Annotated in this window: 20 protein-coding genes and 1 pseudogene; 14 read left to right on the forward strand and 7 right to left on the reverse strand. The window is 71.8% G+C overall.

Annotation, left to right across the window (positions count from 1 at the left end):
* On the reverse strand, positions 1-1,563 hold a 1,563-nt coding region (locus AB0A61_RS17775), incomplete at its 3' end, for a hypothetical protein (protein WP_361292659.1).
* A 259-nt stretch (positions 1,564-1,822) separates the two neighbouring features.
* On the opposite strand from AB0A61_RS17775, the gene AB0A61_RS17780 reads away from it, so the two are divergent.
* The gene (locus tag AB0A61_RS17780; protein ID WP_361292661.1) at positions 1,823-4,462 is read left to right on the forward strand and encodes an ATP-dependent Clp protease ATP-binding subunit; all 2,640 of its coding nucleotides are present in this window, start codon (positions 1,823-1,825) and stop codon (positions 4,460-4,462) included.
* 111 nt (positions 4,463-4,573) lie between these two features.
* On the opposite strand, the gene ggt is transcribed toward AB0A61_RS17780, so the two are convergent.
* Entirely contained in the window at positions 4,574-6,397 is a 1,824-nt protein-coding gene (gene ggt / locus AB0A61_RS17785; RefSeq protein WP_361292663.1) for a gamma-glutamyltransferase, read from the reverse strand.
* Positions 6,398-6,501: 104 nt separating this feature from the next.
* On the opposite strand from ggt, the gene AB0A61_RS17790 reads away from it, so the two are divergent.
* Positions 6,502-7,263 carry a hypothetical protein gene (locus tag AB0A61_RS17790; protein WP_361292665.1) on the forward strand — a complete coding sequence of 254 codons (762 nt, stop codon included), beginning with the start codon at positions 6,502-6,504 and terminating at the stop codon, positions 7,261-7,263.
* Between the two features lie 154 nt (positions 7,264-7,417).
* On the forward strand, positions 7,418-8,986 hold the full coding sequence (locus tag AB0A61_RS17795) for an alpha/beta fold hydrolase (RefSeq protein ID WP_361292667.1): 1,569 nt from the start codon (positions 7,418-7,420) through the stop codon (positions 8,984-8,986).
* A gap of 284 nt (positions 8,987-9,270) precedes the next feature.
* Here the strand turns inward: AB0A61_RS17795 and AB0A61_RS17800 are convergent, their stop codons facing one another.
* The 4 genes from AB0A61_RS17800 to pcaC form a co-directional block, all read right to left on the reverse strand.
* The gene (locus AB0A61_RS17800; RefSeq protein ID WP_361292669.1) at positions 9,271-9,720 is read right to left on the reverse strand and encodes a DUF6278 family protein; all 450 of its coding nucleotides are present in this window, start codon (positions 9,718-9,720) and stop codon (positions 9,271-9,273) included.
* An 82-nt stretch (positions 9,721-9,802) separates the two neighbouring features.
* Complete coding sequence (locus tag AB0A61_RS17805) at positions 9,803-10,582, reverse strand: exodeoxyribonuclease III (RefSeq protein ID WP_361292671.1); 780 nt, start codon at positions 10,580-10,582, stop codon at positions 9,803-9,805.
* Positions 10,583-10,646: 64 nt separating this feature from the next.
* Positions 10,647-11,282, reverse strand: a complete 636-nt coding sequence (locus AB0A61_RS17810) for an MBL fold metallo-hydrolase (protein WP_361292673.1) — start codon at positions 11,280-11,282, stop codon at positions 10,647-10,649.
* A 169-nt stretch (positions 11,283-11,451) separates the two neighbouring features.
* Entirely contained in the window at positions 11,452-12,747 is a 1,296-nt protein-coding gene (gene pcaC, locus AB0A61_RS17815; RefSeq protein ID WP_361292674.1) for a 4-carboxymuconolactone decarboxylase, read from the reverse strand.
* Positions 12,748-12,877: 130 nt separating this feature from the next.
* Between pcaC and AB0A61_RS17820 the strand changes: the two genes are divergently transcribed.
* From AB0A61_RS17820 to AB0A61_RS17845, 6 genes and pseudogenes are all read left to right on the forward strand, one after another.
* Positions 12,878-13,264, forward strand: coding sequence for a DUF317 domain-containing protein (locus AB0A61_RS17820; RefSeq protein ID WP_361292675.1), 387 nt, complete (start codon positions 12,878-12,880; stop codon positions 13,262-13,264).
* 74 nt (positions 13,265-13,338) lie between these two features.
* Complete coding sequence (locus AB0A61_RS17825) at positions 13,339-13,863, forward strand: hypothetical protein (RefSeq protein WP_361292677.1); 525 nt, start codon at positions 13,339-13,341, stop codon at positions 13,861-13,863.
* Positions 13,860-14,168, forward strand: a pseudogene (locus AB0A61_RS17830) (DUF317 domain-containing protein); the annotation flags it as partial. The gene AB0A61_RS17825 and the pseudogene AB0A61_RS17830, both read left to right, overlap by 4 nt.
* Positions 14,169-14,265: 97 nt before the next feature.
* Complete coding sequence (locus tag AB0A61_RS17835) at positions 14,266-16,059, forward strand: TraM recognition domain-containing protein (RefSeq protein ID WP_361292679.1); 1,794 nt, start codon at positions 14,266-14,268, stop codon at positions 16,057-16,059.
* Entirely contained in the window at positions 16,056-16,514 is a 459-nt protein-coding gene (locus tag AB0A61_RS17840) for an XF1762 family protein (RefSeq protein ID WP_079060030.1), read from the forward strand. The genes AB0A61_RS17835 and AB0A61_RS17840 overlap by 4 nt, the downstream gene beginning before the upstream one ends.
* A 181-nt stretch (positions 16,515-16,695) precedes the next feature.
* Positions 16,696-17,292 (forward strand): hypothetical protein, encoded by a 597-nt coding sequence (locus tag AB0A61_RS17845; protein WP_361292681.1) that lies wholly within the window; start codon positions 16,696-16,698, stop codon positions 17,290-17,292.
* Positions 17,293-17,709: 417 nt separating this feature from the next.
* Here AB0A61_RS17845 and AB0A61_RS17850 read toward each other — a convergent pair whose 3' ends face one another.
* Positions 17,710-18,000, reverse strand: coding sequence for a hypothetical protein (locus AB0A61_RS17850; protein ID WP_361292683.1), 291 nt, complete (start codon positions 17,998-18,000; stop codon positions 17,710-17,712).
* Between AB0A61_RS17850 and trpA the strand changes: the two genes are divergently transcribed.
* The 5 genes from trpA (at position 17,993) to AB0A61_RS17875 (ending at position 22,606) form a co-directional block, all read left to right on the forward strand.
* Entirely contained in the window at positions 17,993-18,790 is a 798-nt protein-coding gene (trpA, locus tag AB0A61_RS17855) for a tryptophan synthase subunit alpha (protein WP_361292831.1), read from the forward strand. The two genes, AB0A61_RS17850 and trpA, sit on opposite strands and share 8 nt — an antisense overlap.
* The gene (locus AB0A61_RS17860; RefSeq protein ID WP_361292685.1) at positions 18,783-19,259 is read left to right on the forward strand and encodes a hypothetical protein; all 477 of its coding nucleotides are present in this window, start codon (positions 18,783-18,785) and stop codon (positions 19,257-19,259) included. The genes trpA and AB0A61_RS17860 overlap by 8 nt, the downstream gene beginning before the upstream one ends.
* Positions 19,260-19,356: 97 nt before the next feature.
* Entirely contained in the window at positions 19,357-20,220 is an 864-nt protein-coding gene (locus AB0A61_RS17865; protein ID WP_361292833.1) for a hypothetical protein, read from the forward strand.
* A complete protein-coding gene (locus AB0A61_RS17870) occupies positions 20,217-21,488 on the forward strand; it encodes a DNA cytosine methyltransferase (RefSeq protein ID WP_361292687.1) in 1,272 nt (423 codons plus the stop codon). The genes AB0A61_RS17865 and AB0A61_RS17870 overlap by 4 nt, the downstream gene beginning before the upstream one ends.
* A complete protein-coding gene (locus AB0A61_RS17875; RefSeq protein ID WP_361292689.1) occupies positions 21,488-22,606 on the forward strand; it encodes a DnaB-like helicase N-terminal domain-containing protein in 1,119 nt (372 codons plus the stop codon). Before AB0A61_RS17870 ends, AB0A61_RS17875 begins: the two co-directional genes overlap by 1 nt.
* Positions 22,607-22,608: the final 2 nt, after the last annotated feature.

Genomic DNA, 22,608 nt, shown 5'->3' on the forward strand with positions numbered 1-22,608 from the left:
GGCGAACCGAGCACTGCCACGCCGCCGCCTGCGCTGCCCGGGAGCACGGGCGGAACCGTCGGCAGACACCTCCGGCACGCCCGCCGCCGAGGCGGGCAGCACCGGCCCGGCACCGCCCGGCGGTACGGCCACGGCAGGAGTCTCCTCCTCGACCGCCCCGGCGAACCGAGCACTGCCACGCCGCCGCCTGCGCTGCCCGGGAGCACGGGCGGAACCGTCGGCAGACACCTCCGGCACGCCCGCCGCCGAGGCGGGAGCGCCGACGACGGGGCCGACCGGGGAGGGCGCGGGGCCGCCTGCCGCGGGGCCGGCGACAGAGGGCGCGGGACCGCCTGCCGCCGGGCCGTACATGCCGCTCCCCTCGGCTCCGGGGGCGGGGCCGACGGGAGAGGGTGCGGGGCCGCCTGCCGCGGGGCCGTGCACGCCGCTCCCCTCGGCTCCGGGGGCGGGGCCGCCTGTCGCCGCCGGGCCGTGCACGCCGCTCCGCCCGGCCGCTCCGGGGGCGAGGCCGATCCGAGATGGCGAAGGGCCACCTGCCGCCGGGCCGGTCGGAGAGGGCGCGGGGCCACCTACCGCCGAGCCGGTCGCAGAAGGCGCGGGGCCACCTGCCGCCGGGCCGGTCGCAGAAGGCGCGGGGCCACCTACCGCCGAGCCGGTCGCAGAAGGCGCGGGGCCACCTACCGCCGAGCCGGTCGCAGAAGGCGCGGGGCCACCTGCCGCCGGGCCGTGCACGCCGGGCCCCTCGGCGGCTCCGGGCGCGGTCCGCTCGCCGCGGTCCCGGAAGGCTGCCGCTCCGGCCGCCCTTCCGTCGGCCGTCCCGTCCGCAGGGACATCGGTCGCGGACCACTCGTCCCGCCGCCGCACCACAGACGCGGCCCGCTCACCCACGTACGGACCGCCCCGGTCACCGCGCGGATCCACACCCCCAGCCTCGTCCCCCGGGCCGCCACGCCCCCAGAGTCCAACGCCGCCCTCCCCCCGAGGCACGGCCCCTTCCGCCGAGGCGGCTCCCCCGCCCGTGACGAGCCCGTGCGGGGGCCGGTGGTCGTCCGCCGGGAGTCGGTCCGGCCTGTCGATCCTGGCCCGTAGTTCCGCGCATCGTGCGGTCGCGCGTTCGTGATCGTCCTGGGCCCAGGCCAGGTCGACGCGGAGGGCGTCGGCCTCCTCGCGGGTGGCTGCCGAGGCCAGGCGGCGGCTCAGTTGTGCCTGGCGTTCGGCCGCGTACCTCTGTTCGCGGAGCATCGCGCCGAGACGGTCCCGGAGGGAGTCCCGGGCGCCGGGCCGGGCGTCGTACGCCGCGAGCGCCGCGGCGTGCAGGAGGCGGGCCCGTTCCCGCTCCGGCGCGGCGGCCGCCGGTCCGTGTTCCGCGGCGAGGTCCTGCAGGAGGGCCTCCACCACGTCCCACGGCGGCACCTCACGTCCCTCGCGGCAGGCCCGCATGCCCTCGGGGTCGCGCCGCCAGAAGACGCCGCACCAGCCGCCGCCCTGGTCGAGACACGCCAGCAGACCGTCCAGGTAGGTCGCGAACTCCCGCAGCCGACCCGGGAGATGATCCACAGCCATCGTCCAACTCCCGTCAGACCGGAGCACTCCGACTCGTAGCGAACACCATTCGTGTTACGGGGCGGCTACGGGGAGTTTGCGCCGGGGCGTGCAGGGACCTCCGCGGGCGCGGCAAGCCGGGGTGAGGTCGCACCACCGCGGGCATCGAGGCGGCCGTCCCTGCACATGCCTTCCGCGGGAACCCGTGCCATCGTGGCATGAACGGCCCCGCGTCGGGTTACCCGGCCCCGGCACGTCGTCAGCGAAGGAATGGAAAGCCATGACCAGCGGCTTCATCGGCCCGGAGGGCGACCCCTTCGGCGAATTCCTCTCCCGCTACTTCGGCGGATCGTCCCAGGGGCCCCGGCACATCGACATCGGACGGCTGCTCAGCCAGCCCGCCCGGGAACTCGTGCGGGGCGCCGCCCAGTACGCCGCCGAGCACGGCAGCCGGGACCTGGACACCGAACACCTGCTGCGGGCGGCGCTCGCCACCGAACCCACCCGAAGTCTGCTCAGCCGGGCCGGCGCGGACCCCGATTCCATGGCGACGCAGATCGACGAGCGGTCCGGCCCGGTCCAGCGCCCGCAGGGCAACGCACCGCCGCCCACCTCGCTCTCGCTCACCCCGGCCGTCAAACGCGCCCTTCTCGACGCCCACGACATGGCGCGGGCGAGCGGCGCCGGATACATCGGCCCCGAGCACGTGCTGAGTGCCCTGGCCGCCAACCCGGACTCGGCGGCCGGGCACATCCTGAACGCGGCCCGGTTCGCCGCCTCCGGTGGCTCCTCCGAGGCGCCGGAGGCCGCGCCGCCCCTCGCCGAACGGCAGCGGCAGCGGCACTCCTCGACGCCGACCCTGGACAAGTACTCGCGCGACCTCACCGAGCTGGCCCGGCAGGGGCGCATCGACCCGGTGATCGGGCGGGACGAGGAGATCGAGCAGACCATCGAGGTGCTCTCCCGGCGTGGCAAGAACAACCCGGTGCTGATCGGGGATGCCGGCGTCGGCAAGACCGCCATCGTGGAGGGGCTGGCACAGCGGATCGTCGAGGGCGACGTCCCCGACATCCTCGCCGCCCACCGGGTCGTGGCCCTGGACCTGACGGGCGTGGTCGCGGGCACCCGCTACCGGGGCGACTTCGAGGAGCGGCTCAACAACATCGTCGGCGAGATCCGGGACCACTCCGGGCAGCTGATCGTGTTCATCGACGAGCTGCACACCGTCGTCGGCGCCGGCGGAGGCGGCGAGGGCGGTTCGATGGACGCGGGCAACATCCTCAAGCCCGCCCTGGCCCGCGGCGAGCTGCACGTCGTGGGCGCGACGACGCTGGAGGAGTACCGGCGGATCGAGAAGGACGCGGCACTGGCCCGGCGGTTCCAGCCGATCCTGGTACCCGAGCCGTCGGTCCCGGACGCGCTCGAGATCCTGCGCGGCCTGCGCGACCGCTACGAGGCCCACCACCAGGTCCGCTACACCGACGAGGCGCTGGTGGCCGCCGTGGAGCTGTCCGACCGCTACCTCACCGACCGCCGCCTGCCGGACAAGGCGATCGACCTGCTCGACCAGGCCGGCGCCCGGGTGCGGCTGCAGGCGCGCACGAAGGGCACGGACGTACGGGCCATGGAGCGCGAGGTCGAGCAGCTCGCCCGGGACAAGGACCAGGCGGTCGCGGACGAACAGTACGAGCAGGCCACGCAGTTGCGGGACCGCATCACTCAGCTGAAGGAGCGGATCACCCGGGAGTCCGGCGGCGGGGAGGTCGACGAGGGGCTCACACTCGTGGTCACCACCGAGGCGATCGCCGAGGTGGTGTCCCGGCAGACCGGCATCCCGGTGAGCAGCCTCACCCAGGAGGAGAAGGAGCGCCTGCTGGGACTGGAGGAGCATCTGCACCGGCGGGTGGTCGGTCAGGACGAGGCGGTCAGCGTCGTCGCCGAGGCGGTGCTGCGCTCCCGTGCCGGGCTGGCCGACCCGGACCGGCCGATCGGCAGCTTCCTGTTCCTCGGCCCGACCGGCGTCGGCAAGACCGAACTGGCCCGCGCGCTCGCGGAGGCCCTGTTCGGCAGCGAGGACCGCATGGTGCGCCTGGACATGAGCGAGTACCAGGAGCGGCACACGGTGAGCCGGCTGATCGGCGCCCCGCCCGGATACGTCGGTCACGAGGAGGCCGGTCAGCTCACCGAGGTGGTGCGCAGGCATCCGTACTCGCTGCTCCTGCTGGACGAGATGGAGAAGGCGCACCCGGACGTCTTCAACATCCTGCTGCAGGTCCTCGACGACGGGCGGCTGACCGACTCCCAGGGCCGGACGGTGGACTTCACCAACACCGTCATCGTGATGACGAGCAACCTGGGCTCCGAGGCGATCACCCGGCGGGGCGCCGGAATCGGGTTCGGCGCGGGGGGTGCCGAGGCGGACGAGGAGGCGCGGCGTGAACAGATCCTGCGCCCGCTGCGCGAGCACTTCCGGCCCGAGTTCCTCAACCGCATCGACGAGATCGTCGTCTTCCGCCAGCTCACCGCGGAGCAGCTGCGGCAGATCACCGACCTGCTGCTGGAGCGGACCCGCCGTCTGCTGCACGCGCAGGACGTCACCGTCGAGTTCACCGCGGCGGCCGTCGACTGGCTCGCCCAGCGCGGCTTCCAGCCCGAGTACGGCGCCCGCCCGTTGCGCCGGGTCATCCAGCGCGAGGTCGACAACGAGCTCTCCCACCTGCTCCTCGACGGCCGGATCGGCGCGGGCGGCAGGGTCACGGTGGACGTCGAGGACAAACGTCTGGTCTTCCGCACGGAGGCCGGGAGGTCCGCCCCCGGACCGGGGGACGCGGCGCCCTCGCCCGGGCCCGGGACCCCGGACGCCACGCCACCGGCGGCGGCGACGACGGACGGTCCTGACCCGTCCGGCCCGGAGGCGTGACGGCCCAGAGGCGTGAAGTCCTGCCCTGCGGAGGGCACCTTGGCCCTTCCGGCCCGGAGGCGTGACGCCCTGCCCCGCGTCGTCGGCCGTCGCCCGCCGTCGCCGAGCGCGCTACGGCGCCGGGTACACCACCATCGCCGAGCCGCCGCCGCGGCGTACCCTCTCCGCGGCGGCCAGCCACTTGCCGTCCGGCAGGCGCTGAACGCCCGTGGCGGCCCCGATCTCGGGATTGAGCTTGAAGGAGTGCCCGATCGCCTCGAGTTGCTTCCTCAGCCCGCTGTCGTACAGTCCGGGTTCCAGCTCGGTCTGGGCCGCGTTGCGCTGACTGGCGCGCGGCGCGGCGATGGCGTCGACCAGCGGCAGGTGCCGGTCGAGGAACTCGGTGAGCGTCTGCAGCACGGTGGTGATGATGGTCGCCCCGCCGGGCGAACCGAGCGCCACCACCGGCCTGTTCGACTTGTCCAGCACGATCGCCGGTGAGATCGACGAGCGCGGCCGCTTGCCGGGACCCGGCAGGTTGGGGTCGTGCACGGCCGGGCTCGCCGGGGTGAAGGAGAAGTCGGTCAGCTCGTTGTTGAGCAGGAAGCCGCGACCGGGGACGGTGATGCCGCTGCCGCCGGTCTGCTCGATGGTCAGCGTGTAGGAGACGACGTTGCCCCACCGGTCGGCGACCGTGAGGTGGGTCGTGTTGTCGCCCTCGTACGTGGTCGGGGCGGCCTTTCCGGCCACGGAGCAGGCGGTCGGGTGCCGCGGGTCGCCGGGCGCGAGCGGGCTGGTGAGGACCGCCTCGTCCTTGATGAGGCACGCGCGCGAGTCGGCGTACCGCTGCGCCAGCAGCTGCTTGGTCGGTACGTCCTCGAAGGCGGGGTCGCCGACCCAGCGTCCGCGGTCGGCGAAGGCGATGCGGCTCGCCTCGATGAAGTGGTGCAGGTACTGGACCTCGCTCGCCCTGGAAAGGTCCGTGTTCTCCAGGATGTTGAGCGCTTCGCCGACGGTCGTGCCGCCGGAGGAGGAGGGCGCTATGGAGTAGACGTCGAGCCCGCGGTAGGAGGTCTTCGTGGGCGCCTGGAGCTTGGCGCGGTAGGCCGCCAGGTCCTTGTCGGACAGCTTGCCGGGGCGGGCGTTCCACCCGGAGGCCGGGTCCACGGGCGGGTGGTCGACCGTCTTGACGATGTCGTCGCCGAGGTCCCCGTGGTAGATCGCGGCGATCCCCTTCCTGCCCAACTCCTCGTAGGTGCGGGCGAGTTCCGGGTTCCTGAAGGTGGAGCCGACGGCCGGGAGCCGCCCGCCGGGCAGGAACAGCCTGGCGGTGTCCGGGAAGTAGCGGAACCGGGTCTCGTTGGAGGCGGTCTGCGAGCGGAACGTGTCGTCGACGGTGAAGCCGTCGCGGGCGAGCCGCTCGGCCGGCTTGAGGACCGTGCCCAGCCGTCTGGTGCCCCACTCGTCCAGCGCCGTCTGCCAGGTGGCGGCCGTGCCCGGTGTGCCGACGCTGAGGCCGCTGCTGACGGCGTCGTTGAAGGCGAGGGGCTTGCCGTTCTCCACGAAGAGGCCGGAGTCGGCGGTGAGCGGCGCGGTCTCCCGGCCGTCGATGGTGTGCACCGTGCGGGAGCGGGCGTCGTAGTAGACGAAGTAGCCGCCTCCGCCGATGCCGGAGGAGTAGGGCTCGGTGACGCCGAGCGCGGCGGCGGTGGCGACAGCCGCGTCGACGGCGTTGCCGCCCTTCCTCAGGACTTCGATGCCGGCGGCGGAGGCGTCCGCGTCCACACTGGCGACAGCACCGCCGTAGCCGACGGCCACGGGGACCTTCCCGACCGGTTTCGCCGTCGTCCCCGTGCCGGCGCTCGTCCTCGCGACGGGCGGCGCCGCCGCCCCCACCGACACCACGGCGGCCGACACCGCCACAACCGCCAGCTTCCGAACACCAGGGCGACGCATGCGCACCTCCAGTCAGAGACCGTCCGCGCAGCCTATTCCATTGCCATGATCCCGTCAGGAGTGTCTCGAACACCGTTTCACTCGACCCGCTACCATGCGCGGCCATGAACGACGACGTGCGCAACATCGTCCTGGGTGTGATAGCGGCCGGCGTCAGCGCCGCGCTCGGCTGGCTGGCCCGGACCTACCTGTGGCAGCGGAAGCTGCGGCGCAAGCAGGCCTTCTTCGGGCTGCCCGACAACTCCGAGTCGCTTCTCGTGGTCAACCGCGAGGCGGGCGGACCCGAACTGACGGTGATGCGGCACGACGTGTTCGCCCTGCTCGAACTCTCCGCCCTGATCAAGGACTGCAACGCCCACGCCCAGGTCGTCGCGCACGACGCGGCCCAGCAGGGGTTCGGCGAGCGCACCGAGTTCTGCGTCGGGGGCCCGGCCTCCAACCGCCGAATGGCCGCACACCTGCACTCCCTGCTGCCCGGCGTTCGGGTGAATGTGGACGCCGAGCCCGGTCCGGACCGCGGGGCGTTCCAGATCGGCAGCGAGCGCTACCGGCTGGAGGGCGGCCGCAACGAGTACGTGCTGCTGGCCCGGCTCACCGCAGGCGAGCGCCGGGAGGCCCGGCCGGTGTTCCTCTTCTGCGGCCAGCGGGCGATCACCAACCAGGCCGCGACCCGCTATCTGGCCCGCAACCACGCCCGGCTGGCCCGCAAGTACGGCAACTCCTCCTTCGCGCTGCTGCTGAAGGTGGTCAACTCGCAGGCGTACGGGCCCGACGTGGTCGAACTCGTCGCGGACGTGACGCGGGCGGCGCAGGCGCCACTGCCGGAGGCGGCACCGGTCCGCACCTCGCACCGGGCGACCGGCTGAGTATGCGGAGGGCGCACTTCAGCCACACCGCCGCAAACGAAATCAACACTTCAACAAGCTTTACCCGCACGTAACTTACCAACGGGTTACTTCTGGTAAGGGTCTGAGGTTACCTTCGGGTCACTTTGTGCTGACACCAGTAAGGAGTGCCCCCGTGGGACACCACCGCAGGACCCTGCGCACCACGGCCGTGGGTGCCGTCTCGGCGACCCTGATCGCCGGCAGCGCCCTCGGCCTCGCCCCCGTCGCCCAGGCGGCCCCGAACGGCGTCCGCTTCGTCGACATCACCGGCGACGGCGGCACCGTCCTCAAGGCCAACGTCGTCACCCCGGCGAACGCCGACGGTTCCCGCAGCTACCCGCTCGTCGTACTGCCCACGAGCTGGGGGCTGCCCCAGATCGAGTACCTCACCCAGGCCCAGAAGCTCGCCGACTCCGGCTATGTCGTCGTCACCTACAACGTGCGCGGCTTCTGGCAGTCCGGCGGGCAGATAGAAGTGGCCGGCCCACCCGACTGGGCCGACGCCTCGAAGGTGATCGACTGGGCACTGGCCAACACGCCGGCCGATCCGCGGCACATCGGCATGGCGGGCGTCTCCTACGGCGCCGGCATCAGCCTGCTCGCCGCCGAGCACGACAAGCGCATCAAGACGGTCGCCGCGCTCAGCGGCTGGGGGGATCTGATCGACTCGATCTACTCCGGGCGTACCCAGCACATCCAGGCCGCGGCCCTGCTGGACGGCGCCGGCACCCTCACCGGCCGCGAGAGCCCCGAACTCCGGAAGGTGTTCGACGACTTCTACGCCTCCGACCTGACGAACGAACAGGGGCTCATCGACTGGGGGAAGATACGTTCTCCCGCGACCTACGTCGACCAGCTGAACCAGAACGGCACGGCGGTGCTGCTGGCCAACAGCTGGGGCGACACGATCTTCTCGCCCAACGAGTACGCCGACTTCTACGACCGGCTGACGGGCCCGAAGAGACTGGAGTTGCGGCCCGGCGACCACGCCACCGCCGAGATCCCCGGACTGTTCGGGCTGCCCAACGACGTCTGGACCGACACCCGGCGCTGGCTGGACCACTACCTCAAGGGCGAGGACAACGGCATCGACCGCGAGCAGCCGGTGCAGCTGGAGACCCGCTCCTCGGACGGCTACGAGGGCTACCCCGACTGGAAGTCGGTGGGCCGGACGAAGAAGAAGATCGACCTGGCGGGCGCGACCACGATCCACGCCAACGTCGACTCGGGCGCAGACGGCGGGATCATCTTCCTGTCCAGCATCCTCGACCAGGCGGCCCGTATTCCCCCGATGGCGTGGATCCCCCTTCTTCCCCGCCGCTGGGCCGCGGTGTGGCAGTCGGAGAAGTACGGCGGCGTCCAACGGGTGCGGGGAACCGCGACGTTCCACACGACGCTCACCCCCACCAGGGAGAGCGGCACCTTCATCGCCTACCTGTACGACGTGGGTCCGCTGGGGATCGGCAAGCTGGTCACGCACGCGCCGCTGACCTGGCACGGGCGCACCCCCGGAGAGCCGTTCGGCGTGGACCTGCCGCTGTACTCCACCGCCTACGACGTCCCGGCCGGGCACCGGCTCGCCCTCGTCGTGGACACCGTCGACCCGCTCTACATCGAGCACAACCCGTCCGGCGCGCAGCTGACCTTCTCCTCGCCCGCGGACAACCCTTCCTACCTGTCCGTTCCGCTGCGCGAGCAGTGATCTCCGGCTGCCGCCGGGCGGGCCTGGCCCTGGTGAACGCCGCCCCCTACGGCCCGGAGGCCGTGGGGGTATCCCCTCGCCGCAGCAGCGTCCTCGGGGGATGAACGGCACATCGTAGTCGAGGTTCGCTCACGGGTTCCACGCCCATCCGCAGCCCCACCCCCTCTCAGCTGTTTCCGTGGTGTCCGCAAACTATCCAGACACGACCGGAGTTGATAAACGACACGCACCTTTTGGGCAATAGCCGTATTTACCTGGTATTGCGTCCGGAGACTGACGCCGGGTCAGGTCTCCGAGACCTCGGCGTACAGTTGTGAGAGCTCGGGGACCCCGCTCGCCACCCAGGTGTGACCGGCGGCCACCACGTCGAACTCGCGGCCGGAGGCGAGTTTGACGACGGGCTGACCGTTCGGCCAGATGTCCCAGGCCGCGCCGGGGACGGTGCGGACGAGGACCGTACCGAGGTAGAGACCCGCGTCGTTGCCGAGCCAGGGCAGGATCTCGTCGTCGTCGCGCCAGCGCGGCAGCAGCTGGTCCAGTGCCTCGAGGGAGGCCGCGGAGTCGTCGAGCCGGATCCCCGCCAGGGAGGCCTGCGAGCGCAGCAGTTCGCACTCGGCGAGCAGGTCCGCGACGGCCGCGCCGTCACCGCCGTCCTGCGCGCCACCGGAGGAGAACACCGCGACACCGCGGGCGAGTCCACGCTTCTTGCGCCTGCCGGGGAAGGGGATGTTCATACGCCCAGCCTGTCACTCGCACCGCCGTCGCGCACCAGTGCGGACGGCGGTGCGACGAGTACCCGATGGCGGGCCCGTGGCCCTACACGTCCAGGTCCACCACGACCGGCGCGTGGTCCGAGGCCCCCTTGCCCTTGCGCTCCTCGCGGTCCACGTAGGCGTCGGCGACCGCCTTCGCGAACGGCTCGTTGGCGTACACCAGGTCGATGCGCATGCCGCGGTTCTTCGGGAAGCAGAGCTGGCGGTAGTCCCAGTACGTGAAGGGGTGGTCGTACTTCAGGGGGCGCGGGACCACGTCGGTGAGTCCTCCCTCGCGCAGGGCGGCCAGGGCGGCCCGCTCGGCCGGGGTGACATGGGTGCTGCCCTCGAACGCGGCCACGTCGAAGACGTCGTCGTCCGTCGGCGCCACGTTGTAGTCGCCGAGGACCGCGAACGGGCGGCTGCCCGTGGCGTCGCCGGCGACGGCCGCCTTCAGGGCCTCGAACCACTGCAGCTTGTAGGCGTAGTGGGGGTGGTCCACCTCACGTCCGTTCGGCACATAGACCGACCAGACGCGGACCGGGCCACAGGTCGCGGAGATGGCGCGCGGTTCCTGTACGCCCTCGTAGCCGGGGTCCCCGGGCAGGCCCTTGACCACGTCCTCGAGGCCGACGCGGGAGAGCACCGCCACGCCGTTCCACCGGCCGGTCGCGTGGACGGCGGCCTCGTAGCCCAGCTCGCGCAACTGGTCGAACGGGAACTGCTCCTCGGGGATCTTGGCCTCCTGGATGCACAGTACGTCGGTGCCACTGCTCTCCAACCAGGCAAGCAGCCTCGGGAGGCGGGCGGTGATCGAGTTCACGTTCCAGGTCGCGATGCGCATGCCTCACAACCTACCGGGCGGGTACGACAACGCTCCCCCGCCCGGTTCTTCCGGGCTCCGTCCCTCAGACCTCCGCGGACGCGCCGGGCGTCAGCCGCAGGTGCTCCGTACCGCCCAGGGCGCCGATCTGGTTGTCGTAGATCGGGCGGGCGAGGTCGGTGAGGAGGGCGTCGTGGATGTCGTAGGCGCGCAGGGGCTTGACCTCGCGCACGTAGTCGATCACCTCGGCGATCTTGTTCCAGGGCGCCATCACCGGGAGCATCAGCGTCTCCACCTGGTGGTCCGGGACAGTGAGGGCGTCGCCGGGGTGGAAGACCTTGCCGCCGTCGATCAGATAGCCGACGTTCGTGATGCGCGGGATGTCCGGGTGGATCACGGCGTGCAGCTCGCCGTGGACCTGGACGTCGAACCCGGCGGCCGTGAACGTGTCGCCGTGGCCGACGGTGTGCACCCGGCCCGGGAACGCCGCCGAGATCTTCTCCGCGACCGACTTCAGCGTCCAGATCTCGGCCGCCGGGTTGGTCTCCAGGCCTGCCCGCAGCCGGTCCTCGTTGAAGTGGTCGAGGTGCTCGTGCGTGACCAGGATGGCGTCCGCACCGACCGCCGCGTCCTCCTCGCTGAAGGTGCCGGGGTCGACGACGAGCGTGCGTCCGTCCTTCTCCAGGCGAATGCAGGCGTGCGACTTCTTCGTGAGCCTCATGGCACCATCCTGCCCCTACCGGGGAGCGGGCGGGCGGTTCGAGCCTGGTGCCCCTGGTGGCAGGGTGACGATCACCGAACGCCACCCGGCGTGGCGGCCGACGGCCAACGGGCGAGCCGTCGGCCGCCCGAGCGGCGGCACTGCCCGGCCACCCGCGGTACCACCCCGGTCACTCCGTCGGAGTGGTCTCCTCGCGGATCACCTGCTGGGCCACCTTGAACGCGCTGCCCGCCGCGGGAACGCCGCAGTAGACGGCCGCCTGCAGCAGCACCTCCTTGATCTCGTCCGGGGTGAGACCGTTGCGCAGGGCGGCCCGGACATGGGAGGCGAGTTCCTCCAGGTGACCGCCCGCGACCAGGGCGGTGAGGGTGACGCAGCTGCGGGCGCGCCGGTCGAGGCCCGGCCGGTCCCAGATCTCTCCCCAGGCGTAGCGGGTGAGGAAGTCCTGGAAGTCACCGGAGAAGTCGTCTGTGCGGGCCAGCTCCTCGTCGACGTGGGCGTCACCGAGCACCTCCCGGCGGACCTTCAGGCCGATGTCGTACCGGTCCGGCCGCTCCGCGGCCCGGGGCGGCGCGGCCGCCGGACCTATCTCGGCGATGGGCGCGGCCTGCGGGGGCGGGGCGAGGACAGGCCTTGCCGGGGGCGCGAGGATCGGCATCCGGCCGGTGGTGGTGTCGAAGGCGGGCTGCCACGCGGTGGAGAAGTGCCGCACCAGCAGGTCGCTGACGGCTGCGGGCTGCTCGACGGGCACCAGGTGGGAGGCACCGGGTACGACGGCGAGGCGCGCGTCCGGAATCCCGGCGACCAGGGTGCGGGCCTCGGCGGGACCGGTGACCTGGTCGTCCGAGCCGACCAGGACGAGCGTCGGTGCGCCGACCCGGGCGAGTTCGGCGCGGACGTCGAAGGCGGCGAGCGCCTCGCAGGCGGCGATGTAGCAGCCGGGGTCGGTGGTACGCACCATCTGCACGGCCCAGTCGGTGATCGCGGGCTGGGCAGCCGCGAACCCGGCGGTGAACCAGCGGTCGGGGGACGTACGGGCCATCGGATCGAGCCCGTTCGTGCGGACGATCACCCCGCGCTGCCGGAACTCGTCGGCCGTGCCGAACCGCGGCGAGGCGGCGATCAGCGCGAGCGAGGCGAGGCGCTCCGGATGGCGCAGGGCCAGCTCCACACCGACCGCGCCGCCCAGTGCGCAGCCCGCGTAGCCGAAGCGCTGCACGCCGAGTCCGTCGAGCGTGACGAGCAGCCGGGCCGCCAGGTCGGAGACCGATCCGGCCGGGTGGGCGGGGGCGCCGCCGTGGCCCGGCAGGTCGAACCGGAAGACACGCCACTGCTTGGCCAGCTCCGGGACCTGCCGGTCCCACATGTGCCATGTGGTACCCAGTGAGGGACCCAAGATCAGGACCGGAGCGTCTTCTGGCCCGTCAAAGCGGTATTGCAGGGTGTTCGGTGGTGTCTCACTCACGCCCCAGACCCTCTCACGTCTCACGGACGCCCTCATCGCCCCGCCGCCACAACAGCCGGACCCGTGGCAGCCGGTGACCTCGGCGGGCTGGCACCGCGACTCGGATGGTACGGCGCGCTCGCCGGACTCCATGTGCCACATCGAACTGCGCCCGTTGAGCGAATTCAGTGGCCGGTCGTCCTGGCACGTTGAGACCTGCGAGCCCGGCGACGGGCAGTTCCCCGGCCCGCGCATCTGGCACGCCTACTTCGATGAGGACGTCCCCGCCCACCATGTCGGATCGTTCCTCACCGCGCTGGCCGACCGCAGCCCGCTCCAGCGCGGCATGTACGACCGCACTGGCCACTACAGCGCCATACAGGAGCCCAGCCCGCTGCGCCCGCAGCAGGTGGTCGACGCCCACACTGCCCGTATCGCGTCGCTCCGCGGCCGGGCACGCTCCGCCCGCAAGCAGCAGACGAAACCCGCACCGACCCCGGCGCCGGCCCACACCGCCCAGCCGGCCGCCCGTCGCTGAACCGACAGGACCCCTTTCCCATTTCCGCCGATCACCGCGCACACCGCGACCTCCTCCGCCACCTCGACCATTACGTGAGCGACAGCAAGAAGATCCTCGACGCCTGGGACGCCTACTCCGACGAGCACACCGACCTCGACGGATGGCCCTACGACGACCACGCCTACGGAAGGCGCGCGAGCCAGCGCGACGCCGACACCGCCGAGGCATTCGAGCCGCTCCGGTACGGCGTCCGTCACCTGCTGGCCACGGCCGAAACGCAACTGGCCCACCTGCCGGAGACCAACGTGCAGAGCCGCTGGGTCTACCAGCTGGGCGTCCTGCGCGACGCACTCGACCGACTCGACGAACTGCACGAGCAATGGCTGGTCACCCGCGACGCCCTCCCCGCCACCGCCAAGCCCGGCACCCCGGACTTCGACGACGCACTCGCCGCACATCACGCCGAATCGTGGAGCTACCTCGACGACTGGGCCACCCACGGCAAGGCGCTCCGCGAGATCAACACGGCCGCCCGTAAAGCCCCTTCACCCCTGGCTCCCACACCGACACCGGCCCCGGCCACCGCGCCCGACCGGCGAGCTACGGCACGGAAGTGAGCACGCCCCCGACTCCCGAGACCGTCGAGGTCGACTTCATCACGCCGCGCCACCTGGTCGGCGGCGGTGCCCCCGCCTGGATCCCCGTCCCCCTGCACCGTGCCTGCGGCTGGAGCCACGGCAACGACCCCCTGATGCCCCGCGTCCTGCTCTCCAGCGCGAACCAGAAGGCCCTCCTGCGCCTGGAACCCGACCCCGACGGACAGTGGTGGACCCTCAACCATGCGGCGGAGGCGGACCGGCCCGCCTGGTACGCGAGTTTCGGCGCCCGCACCCCGGTCGAACTCATCGCCGCCTTCAGCGACGTCCCGCCGGCAACTCCAGGCCCGCCGCGCCCGCCGCCGGCCAGGAACAGCCGCAGCCGCTGAATGCCCCGCCCCCGCCCGGAAGGCACTTAACTCTTTGCCCCCCACCTCCTCCAACAGTTCCACCGACGGGTACGACATCGTCCTGCGCCTCCTGATCGGAGTCGCAGCCGTCGTCGTCCCCCTGTCCCACCTCGCCTGGCTGTCCGGCAACATCACCGCCTACCTCACCGGAGGCGGCTGGGCGCCGTACCAGCCGACCACCGCCCTGCTCCACCCCCAGCGCCTCTGGCCCCACGCGGGAGAAACATCCCTGCTGATCGGGGCACGCATCGTTCCCGTTCTCCTCCTCCTGGCCATCGGGACAACAGCGGGCATCCTGTGGGCCCGGCACAAGAACCGCAGCGGCGGCCGGAAGAAGAAGATCACCGGCATGGCCAAGGCCCGGGACATCGAACCGCTGATGGCCAAGGCGATCACCGACAAGGCCCGTTCCCTGCGCCCGAGCCTGAAGGACGCCAAGCACATCGAGGCCCGGGACACCGGCATCCTCCTCGGCAACCTGCAGAACACCAAGCACGAGGTGCGTATGGGCTACGAGGACGTGGCCGTCGCCATCATGGCGCCCCGCTCGGGCAAGACCACCTCGCTCGCGATCCCCTCCATCCTCGCCGCGCCCGGCCCGGTCCTGCTGACCTCGAACAAGGCCGCCGGCGATGCGTTCACCGCCACCTACGACGCCCGCGCCGCGGTGGGACGGGTGTGGTCGATGGACCCGCAGCAGATCGCGCACGCCGCACGCGAGATGTGGTGGAACCCCTTGGCGGACGCCAAAACGTTGGATGGCGCCGGGCGGCTGGCCGGCCACTTCCTCGCCGCCTCCGTGGACGCCTCCCAGCAGGGCGACTTCTGGTCCAAGGCCGGATCCAACATCCTCGCCCAGCTCTTCCTCGCCGCGGCCCTGGACGAGCGGCCGATCACCGACGTCATGCAGTGGCTGGCCTTCCCCGCCGACCGCACCCCGCTCGACATCCTCCGCGACCACGACTTCACCGCCGTCGCCGCCCAGCTCAAGGGCACCGTGGAAGGACCGCCGGAAACCCGGGACGGCATCTACGAGACCGCCCGCCAGTACGCCGCCGCGCTGCTCAACAGCGAGATCGCCGCCTGGGTCACCCCGCAGAAGAACGTCCCCGAGTTCAGGCCGTCCGAGTTCGTCACCTCCACCGACACCCTCTTCCTGCTCAGCAAGGACGGCGGAGGCGGAGCCTCGGCGCTGATCGCGGCGTGCGCCGACTCGGTGATGCGGGCCGCGACCGCCCAGGCCGAACGCGCCGGAGGACGCCTCGACCCGCCCATGCTCGCGATCCTCGACGAGGCCGCCAACGTGTGCAAGATCTCGGACCTTCCGGACCTGTACTCGCACCTCGGGTCGCGCGGCATCATCCCGATCACGATCCTGCAGTCCTACCGCCAGGGCCAGAAGGTCTGGGGGGACGCCGGCATGGACGCCATGTGGTCCGCCTCTACCGTCAAGGTCATCGGCTCCGGTATCGACGACCCCGACTTCGCGGACAAGCTGTCCCGCCTGATCGGCGACCACGACGTCGAGACCACCTCGACCTCGCACTCCGAGTCCGGCAAGTCGACCTCGGTGTCGATGCGACAGCAGCGGATCCTTCCCGCCGACGAGATCCGCGCCCTGCCCAAGGGCACGGCCCTCTGCTTCGCCACCGGTCTGCGCGCCGCCATGCTCGACCTGCGCCCGTGGTACCAAGAGCCCGGCGCGGCAGAACTGTCCGCGGCGTCCGACCGCGCATCCAAGGCGATCACCGCCCGGGCCATCGCCAAGCACGCACCGGTCCAGTCCGACTTCGGGCCCGCCGCGTGAGCGAATCGCGCCTGCACCTGGTGCCCGTCCGCTCTCGGGACGCCAAGGAGTTCGTCCGCCTCTGGCACCGGCACCACCCGCCGCCCGCCGGACAGATCTTCTCCCTCGGTGCCGCCGACGAGCCCAACATCCTGCGCGCCGTGGCCGTGGTCGGCCGCCCTGTCGCCCGCCACTTGGACGACGGCACCACCCTCGAAGTCACCCGCACCGCCAGTGACGGCACACGCAACGCCAACTCCCTGCTCTACGGAGCTGCTTGGAGAGCGGCCAAAGCGCTCGGATACCGGCGGCTGATCACCTATACGCAGGCAGGGGAGAGCGGAGCCTCGCTGCGCGGCGCGGGGTGGCGCGTCCTGGCCCACCGTCCTCCAAGGCCGGGCTGGCACACGCCGTCCCGGCCGCGGACGGACCGCGGAACCTCGCAGATCGCTCGCACACTGTGGCAAGCGCCCTGACAAGACACGCTCATCGGCACCTATGCATCCCACGAACGCGACGACATGACGTCCGTCAGCAGCGCTGGACGCGGTCATGGCCGCGGCCGTCCCGCTCGGCAGGCGCGGTACCACCACGTGCAGGCTCGCCGGGCCCGCTGAAACAGCCACCAGATCCCGTTCCCCGATCCCCTGGACCACCGTGTCTCTTTTGGACATCCCCGATGTGTTCATCGGGTCCACCGACGACGGGCACACCTTCGTCATCATCAACCGCCGCATCCACGATGCCGACCGGCTGCTGACCGAGGCCGGGTTCCTCGCCCGCGAGCACCTCGGCCGCACGCTCTACCTGCTCCCCCCAGGCACTGCCCAGGACGCGCACGAGCGCGCCGGGGTCGCCATGTACGGGCTCCTGGCCCACACCCATGACCTGATCGATCTCTGCTGGACGACCCGCTGGAGCCCCGGCAGTCCCGTCGCCGATCCGGAGATTCGTTTCCACTTCTGTGACGGCACCGTGGCGGTGACGGCCAGGACCGCCGCCGCCCGTTCCCTCTTGGAACGGCACGGCTTCACCCCGAACGGCTCTTCCTATCGGCCGCCGGACGGACTAGACGAGCGCCGCCTGCTCGGCGCTGTGACAGCTGCCGAAACCCACGCCTACACCCACGGTCTCAGTGTCCGTGTCGACCTCGGCATCCCCACGCCGTCCGACATCCCTCCCGCTCCCCGCCGCCCGTCAGCTGCCGCCCCCGGCTCACCGACCACGCCTGCGGCCCGCCGTCGCACCCGCTGACCCCACGCGGGGGGGCGGGGTGTGAACGATCGTCGAGCCGCGGCCAAGGGCGCGCGGCGGTACACACCTTCGCACCCCAGCCGTTGACCGCTTTCCCCTTGGAGTCTTGCCACGTCATCCGACACCCCGAGCGCGCATGACCTCGCCTGCGCGCTTGCCGACCAGATCCGCCCCGGCGCCGCTCCCCGTGACGTGGTCGTCAGTTTCAGCGTTCGCCGACAGGCGGCAGCCAAGTACGATCACGGCTCCTGCGGCGGCCCCGTGACGGTCTTCGCCCAAGCCCTGCACGCCCAGCTCTACAGCCTTCCCACGGACGACGATCCGCTGCCCACCGCCCTGGACGCGCTCCTGCAGGCCACTCACACCGCGACCGCCCCCGAGCAGCAGACCGCGATCCTGCAACAGCTCGCCGAGCAGCTACGCAACGCCACCGAGATCATCCAGCGCTACCAGTACCAGGCCCAATGGGACCGGCTCCCCGACAGCGTCGCCGAGCAGCTCCGGGACGCCCACGACCAGGCCGAGCAGGTCACCAAGACCCTCGACGCCGTCGCCCCCGCCTTCAGCAGCCAGCCCGCCGGCCCATGCCGCCTGCCGCGCAACCGCGCCACACCGCCAGCCCACCCGCGCCCACGACTCCACCGGCCGGGCGCCGCCGCTGACCTCCGGCGACAGCCCACCCGCCGGGAAAGGCACCAACCTGGCCACCGCCGATCCCCTCCAGACCTGCCTCACCCAAGAATCCTGTGCGCTGGGCGTGTTCGTTCCCGCCGGCCTGCACGCCGCAACCGCACAGCGCCAGCACCTCGACCAGCTCGCGCAGGCAGGTGCCGACCTGTTCGAGGTCGGCCTGCCCACCGAGGACGCCGCCCTCGACGGCCCCGTCATTCAGGCCGCCTACCGCCGCGCCCTGCGCAGCGGAAACGCCCTCGACCACGTGGTGCGCGCCGTCGAACATGCCGCCAGCCTCCGGCCGACCGTTGTCATGGCCTACTGGGAGCCCGTGAGCCGCTACGGCACCGCGTACGTCGCCCGTCTGTTCGCCGACGCCGGCGCCGACGGCGTGATGATCGTCGACCTGCCCGCTCACCAAACGGCCCGCTGGCACGAACTCGCACGGGCGACGGGCCTTCGCACCCCACGCCTCATCCCGCGCACCACCCCTGACCCCCTCCTCCCGGCCGCGGTCGCCGCCGCCTCCGGATGGCTCTACGCACCCGCCAGCACGGCCCCCACCGGCTACCGAGGGCCACTGGACATCCCGGCGCTCGCCGGCTTCACCCAGCGCCTGCGCGCCGCGAGCCCGCTGCCCGTGGTCTCGGGAGTGGGGATCTCCAACCCGGCCCTCGCCGCACGCGTCGCCCTGCTGGTGGACGCCGTCGTCATCGGCACCCCCGTCGTCCGCGCCCTGGCCACCGACCCGGCCCAAGCCCCGGACCTGACGGCCGCGTTCGCCCAGGCCCTGCACCCGCCCACTCTCACGGAGACCTGTGCCTGATCGCTCCGATCGCTCCACCCTGACCGAGGCCCTCGACCGGATCGTGGCCGACGCCCTTGTCCTGCACCGAGCCCTGCGCACCAACACCATCAGCCTCGCGCACGCGCTGGCCGCGCGGATCACCGACGCCCAAGGCATCGCCGGCGCCGCCCTGCGGCTGTTCCTCGACCTCGCCCAGCACACGCCGCACACCACGGCCGGGGAGCTGCTGCTCCTCGACCACGTCGCGCAGATCGCCAAGGCCGCCCAGGACGCAAGCGCCGAACTGACCGCAGCCCTCGCCCGCGCCGTGGAGAACCAACGCCGCCGAGCCGACGCCACGACGGGGTCGGCCGTCCTCATCCGCCCCTCACCACAGCAGTTCATCGAGTCGGCCACCGACCTCCTCGACCGCATCCCCACCCTCCACCACGTCATACGCCGCGACCGGCTGATCCCGCCCAGCCGGCTGACGCACCAGCCTCATTGAGGGCGCGCCCCCCATTTCCCCACCTCCAGGAGAGACCATTTCAGATCAGCCTCAATTCCGTGCCCTTTCCCTGGGCGCGGGAGTTCAGTCCAGCACCCTGCTCGCCCTTTCAGCCGAAGGGATCCTCCCGAAGGTCGACTACGCGATATTTGCCGACACCGGATGGGAACCCAATGCCGTTTACGCCCACCTGGACCGACTGGAACAGGAGATAGCCAAGCCCGCCGGTATACCGGTCCTCCGCGTCTCATCCGGAAACATTCGCAGCGACGCCCTGAACCCGGACCACCGATTCGCCTCCATGCCCCTGCACGTCCTGAACAAGGACGGGCGGCCTGGCATGACCCGCAGGCAATGCACCGGCGAATATAAGGTGAAACCAATAAAGCAGAAGGTGCGCGAACTCCTCGGACACCCCTACCCCTCGCGCGTTCCCAAGGGCGTGTTTGTCGAGCAGTGGGTGGGGATCTCCACCGACGAGTTCCACCGCGCCAAAGACGCCGACGTGAAATACATGCGCAACCGGCATCCACTCCTGGACCTTGGCTGGAGCAGAGCGGACTGTGTTCGTTACCTGACCTCGCTCGGGCTGGCCGATACACCGAAATCGAGCTGCCTGGGATGCCCGTTCCACGGAAATGCGCAGTGGAGGCATATCAGGGACACATCCCCGTCCGAGTGGGCGGACGTCGTCGAATTCGATGCGGCCATCCGGCAGGGCAATGCCCGCGCCAACGCTTCGGGCAGCCGACTGCTCGGCGAGGCGTTCCTGCACCGCTCCCGCGTCCCACTGAGCCAGGCGCCGATCGACCACGTCACCGCCGCCGAACGGGCAGCACTGCGCATTGACGCGGACGAAGCCGACGCGCTGGAGAACGGCGTCGTGGACGGCTGCTCCCCCTGGGCGTGCCGCGGGGACGCGGAGGCGCTGACCCGCGACGACTTCGGGCTGGCCACGTGATACTCGACCTCTTCGCGGGGCCGGGCGGCTGGAGCAGGGCACTGGGCGTCCTCGGCGTGCGCGACGTCGGCCTGGAATGGGACGAGTGGGCCTGCAAAACCCGTGTGGCCGCTGGACAGTTGACGATCCGCACCGACGTGGCCATGTATCCGACGTGGCCCTTCCTCGGCCGCACGCACGGGCTGATCGCCTCCCCGCCGTGCCAGGCATGGAGCATGGCCGGCAAACGCCTCGGCCTGCTCGACCAGCCGCTGGTGCACACGGCGGTGGAGGACCTAGCCGTCGGCCGTGACACCCGCGAGCGTCTCCTCGCCGCCTGCCGCGACGAGCGCTCCCTGCTCGCGGCCGAGCCGATGCGCTACCTGCATGCCCTAAACACGGTCGGAGAGCCCGAGTGGGTCGCGATGGAGGAGGTGCCGGACGTTCTGCCGCTGTGGAAGCAGTACGCGGCCGTTCTGCGCGGCTGGGGTTTCTCGGTCTGGTACGGGATCCTCAACGCCGCCGACTTCGGCGTTCCACAGACGCGCAGGCGAGCGATCCTGATCGCCTCCCGGATCCGTACGGCACAGCCTCCCACGCCCACCCACGCCCAAGTCGCCGAGCCTGACTCGCTGTTCGGTCCGGGCCGCGCCCGCTGGGTCAGCATGGCCGAGGCCCTCGGATGGGGCGCGACTGACCGGCCCGTTCCCACCGTCTGCGCCGGCGGCGGACCCGGCGGCGGACCCGAACCGTTCCCTTCGGGCTCCCGCAAGTCCCTCTCCGACGCCCGGGAGCGCGGCACCTGGATGCCCAGGCCGGACGGTGTGCTCCTGCAGTCCCGCCGCGAAGGAACTGGCTGGAAGGCACGGCACGGCACACGACAGAACCGTGCCGCCGACGCTCCGGCGCCGACGTTCACCGCCGACGCACACCGCTGGTCCTGGTCCCTGCGCAGCAACAACCAAGCGAACGCCACCGTCCGCCCGCTGTCCGAGCCGGCGGGCACACTGTTCTTCGGGCACCGCGCGAACGAGTGCACATGGGTCGCCGGCCCAGCCTCGCCTCCGACCGAGGACACGGACACACCAGCGGTACCCGAGCCGATCCGGATCACCGCCCGCGAGGCCGGCCTCCTGCAGACCTTCCCCGCCGACTACCCCTGGGCCGGCAACAAGGGCCAGCAGTTCTCCCAGATCGGCAACGCCGTACCGCCGTTGCTCGCCGGCCACCTCCTCGCCCCGCACCTCGGCGTCACCCTCAACCCCGACGACTTCACCCTCGCAGCCTGATGCCCCACGTCCCCGAACCCGAAGAAGACCACCTCGACGCCATCGCACCGCCGCAGCCGGTGTTCCACGTCGAGCAGGCCCTCCTCGGCGCCCTCCTCCTTCATCCACACCGCCTCGGCGACGTGACCGGCATCGCCGCCGACTCGTTCTCCACCGCCGCGCACGCCGCCCTGTTCACCGCCATCAGCACCCTGCCTCCGCCCGACCCCGCCGAGCACGCGAAAAACACCAAATGGCTCGACCAAGTGCTCGCCACGGGGCGCGAACAGGCGCGCGGGCTGACCGCCTCCTACCTGCACACCCTCGTCCAGGTCTGCCCCTGGCCCCGCCACGTACCGGCCTACGCACGGATGGTCGAGGCCGAACACGCCCGCCGGCGCCTGCAGACGGCCGCCGAACGCCTCATCCAGAGCGTCGACGACGCCACCCACCCGCACCCAGTCGAGACAGTGCTCGCCGAGGCCGACGCGCTCACCGCGGTCGTGGACGACATCGCGAGCCGGTTCCCGCCGCGCGCCGGAGTGCTGCCCCGCACCGCGGCACCGCCGCCGGCCATCACCACCGACCGCACCGAGGCGGTCGAGGAGGAGCAACTGCTGCTCGCGACCGCCACCGCCCACCCCGCCGACATCGAGTCCGTCCGGTGGCTGCTCCCCGACGACCTCACCCGGCCCCTGCACGCCGGCCTGTGGCAATGCCTGACCGCCCTGGCCCGCCGCCGCGAGCCCGTCGACCCCGTCACCGTCCTATGGGAGGCCCAACAGCGCGGCCTGCTCGACAACGCGAGTGAACCCGGCGAGGTGCTCCGCCTGCTGGCCGAACCGGCCGGTTCCGTGGAGCACTGGGGCGAACGTGCCCTGCAGCGCTCCCTCCTGGCCACCGCCGATCACGCTGGCCGGCGCATCTCGGCGTACGCCGGAGACCCGGCGAACACCCCGTTCCAGCTTGTGGTGGGCGCCCGCCGCTCCCTCGCCGACATCAGCGCCGTTCGCACCCGCTGGCAGCACGCCACCGGAACTGTCCCGCCACCACGGCCGCGCCCGGCACCCGCCACTCGCGACGGCCCGCCGACCACGACGGCCGCTCACGCCGCCCGCGCCGCGCGAGCAATCCGATAGCA

The sequence above is a fragment of the Streptomyces sp. NPDC046197 genome, from assembly GCF_040646295.1.
In the GTDB taxonomy this organism is placed as follows: domain Bacteria; phylum Actinomycetota; class Actinomycetes; order Streptomycetales; family Streptomycetaceae; genus Streptomyces.

Bases quoted from the DNA above. Each gene is read 5' to 3' on its own strand.
- AB0A61_RS17780 (WP_361292661.1), top strand. From the start codon at position 1,823: ATGACCAGCGGCTTCATCGGCCCGGAGGGCGACCCCTTCGGCGAATTC.
- ggt (WP_361292663.1), bottom strand. From the start codon at position 6,397: ATGCGTCGCCCTGGTGTTCGGAAGCTGGCGGTTGTGGCGGTGTCGGCC.
- AB0A61_RS17790 (WP_361292665.1), top strand. From the start codon at position 6,502: ATGAACGACGACGTGCGCAACATCGTCCTGGGTGTGATAGCGGCCGGC.
- AB0A61_RS17800 (WP_361292669.1), bottom strand. From the start codon at position 9,720: ATGAACATCCCCTTCCCCGGCAGGCGCAAGAAGCGTGGACTCGCCCGC.
- AB0A61_RS17805 (WP_361292671.1), bottom strand. From the start codon at position 10,582: ATGCGCATCGCGACCTGGAACGTGAACTCGATCACCGCCCGCCTCCCG.
- AB0A61_RS17810 (WP_361292673.1), bottom strand. From the start codon at position 11,282: ATGAGGCTCACGAAGAAGTCGCACGCCTGCATTCGCCTGGAGAAGGAC.
- AB0A61_RS17820 (WP_361292675.1), top strand. From the start codon at position 12,878: ATGTGCCACATCGAACTGCGCCCGTTGAGCGAATTCAGTGGCCGGTCG.
- AB0A61_RS17875 (WP_361292689.1), top strand. From the start codon at position 21,488: ATGCCCCACGTCCCCGAACCCGAAGAAGACCACCTCGACGCCATCGCA.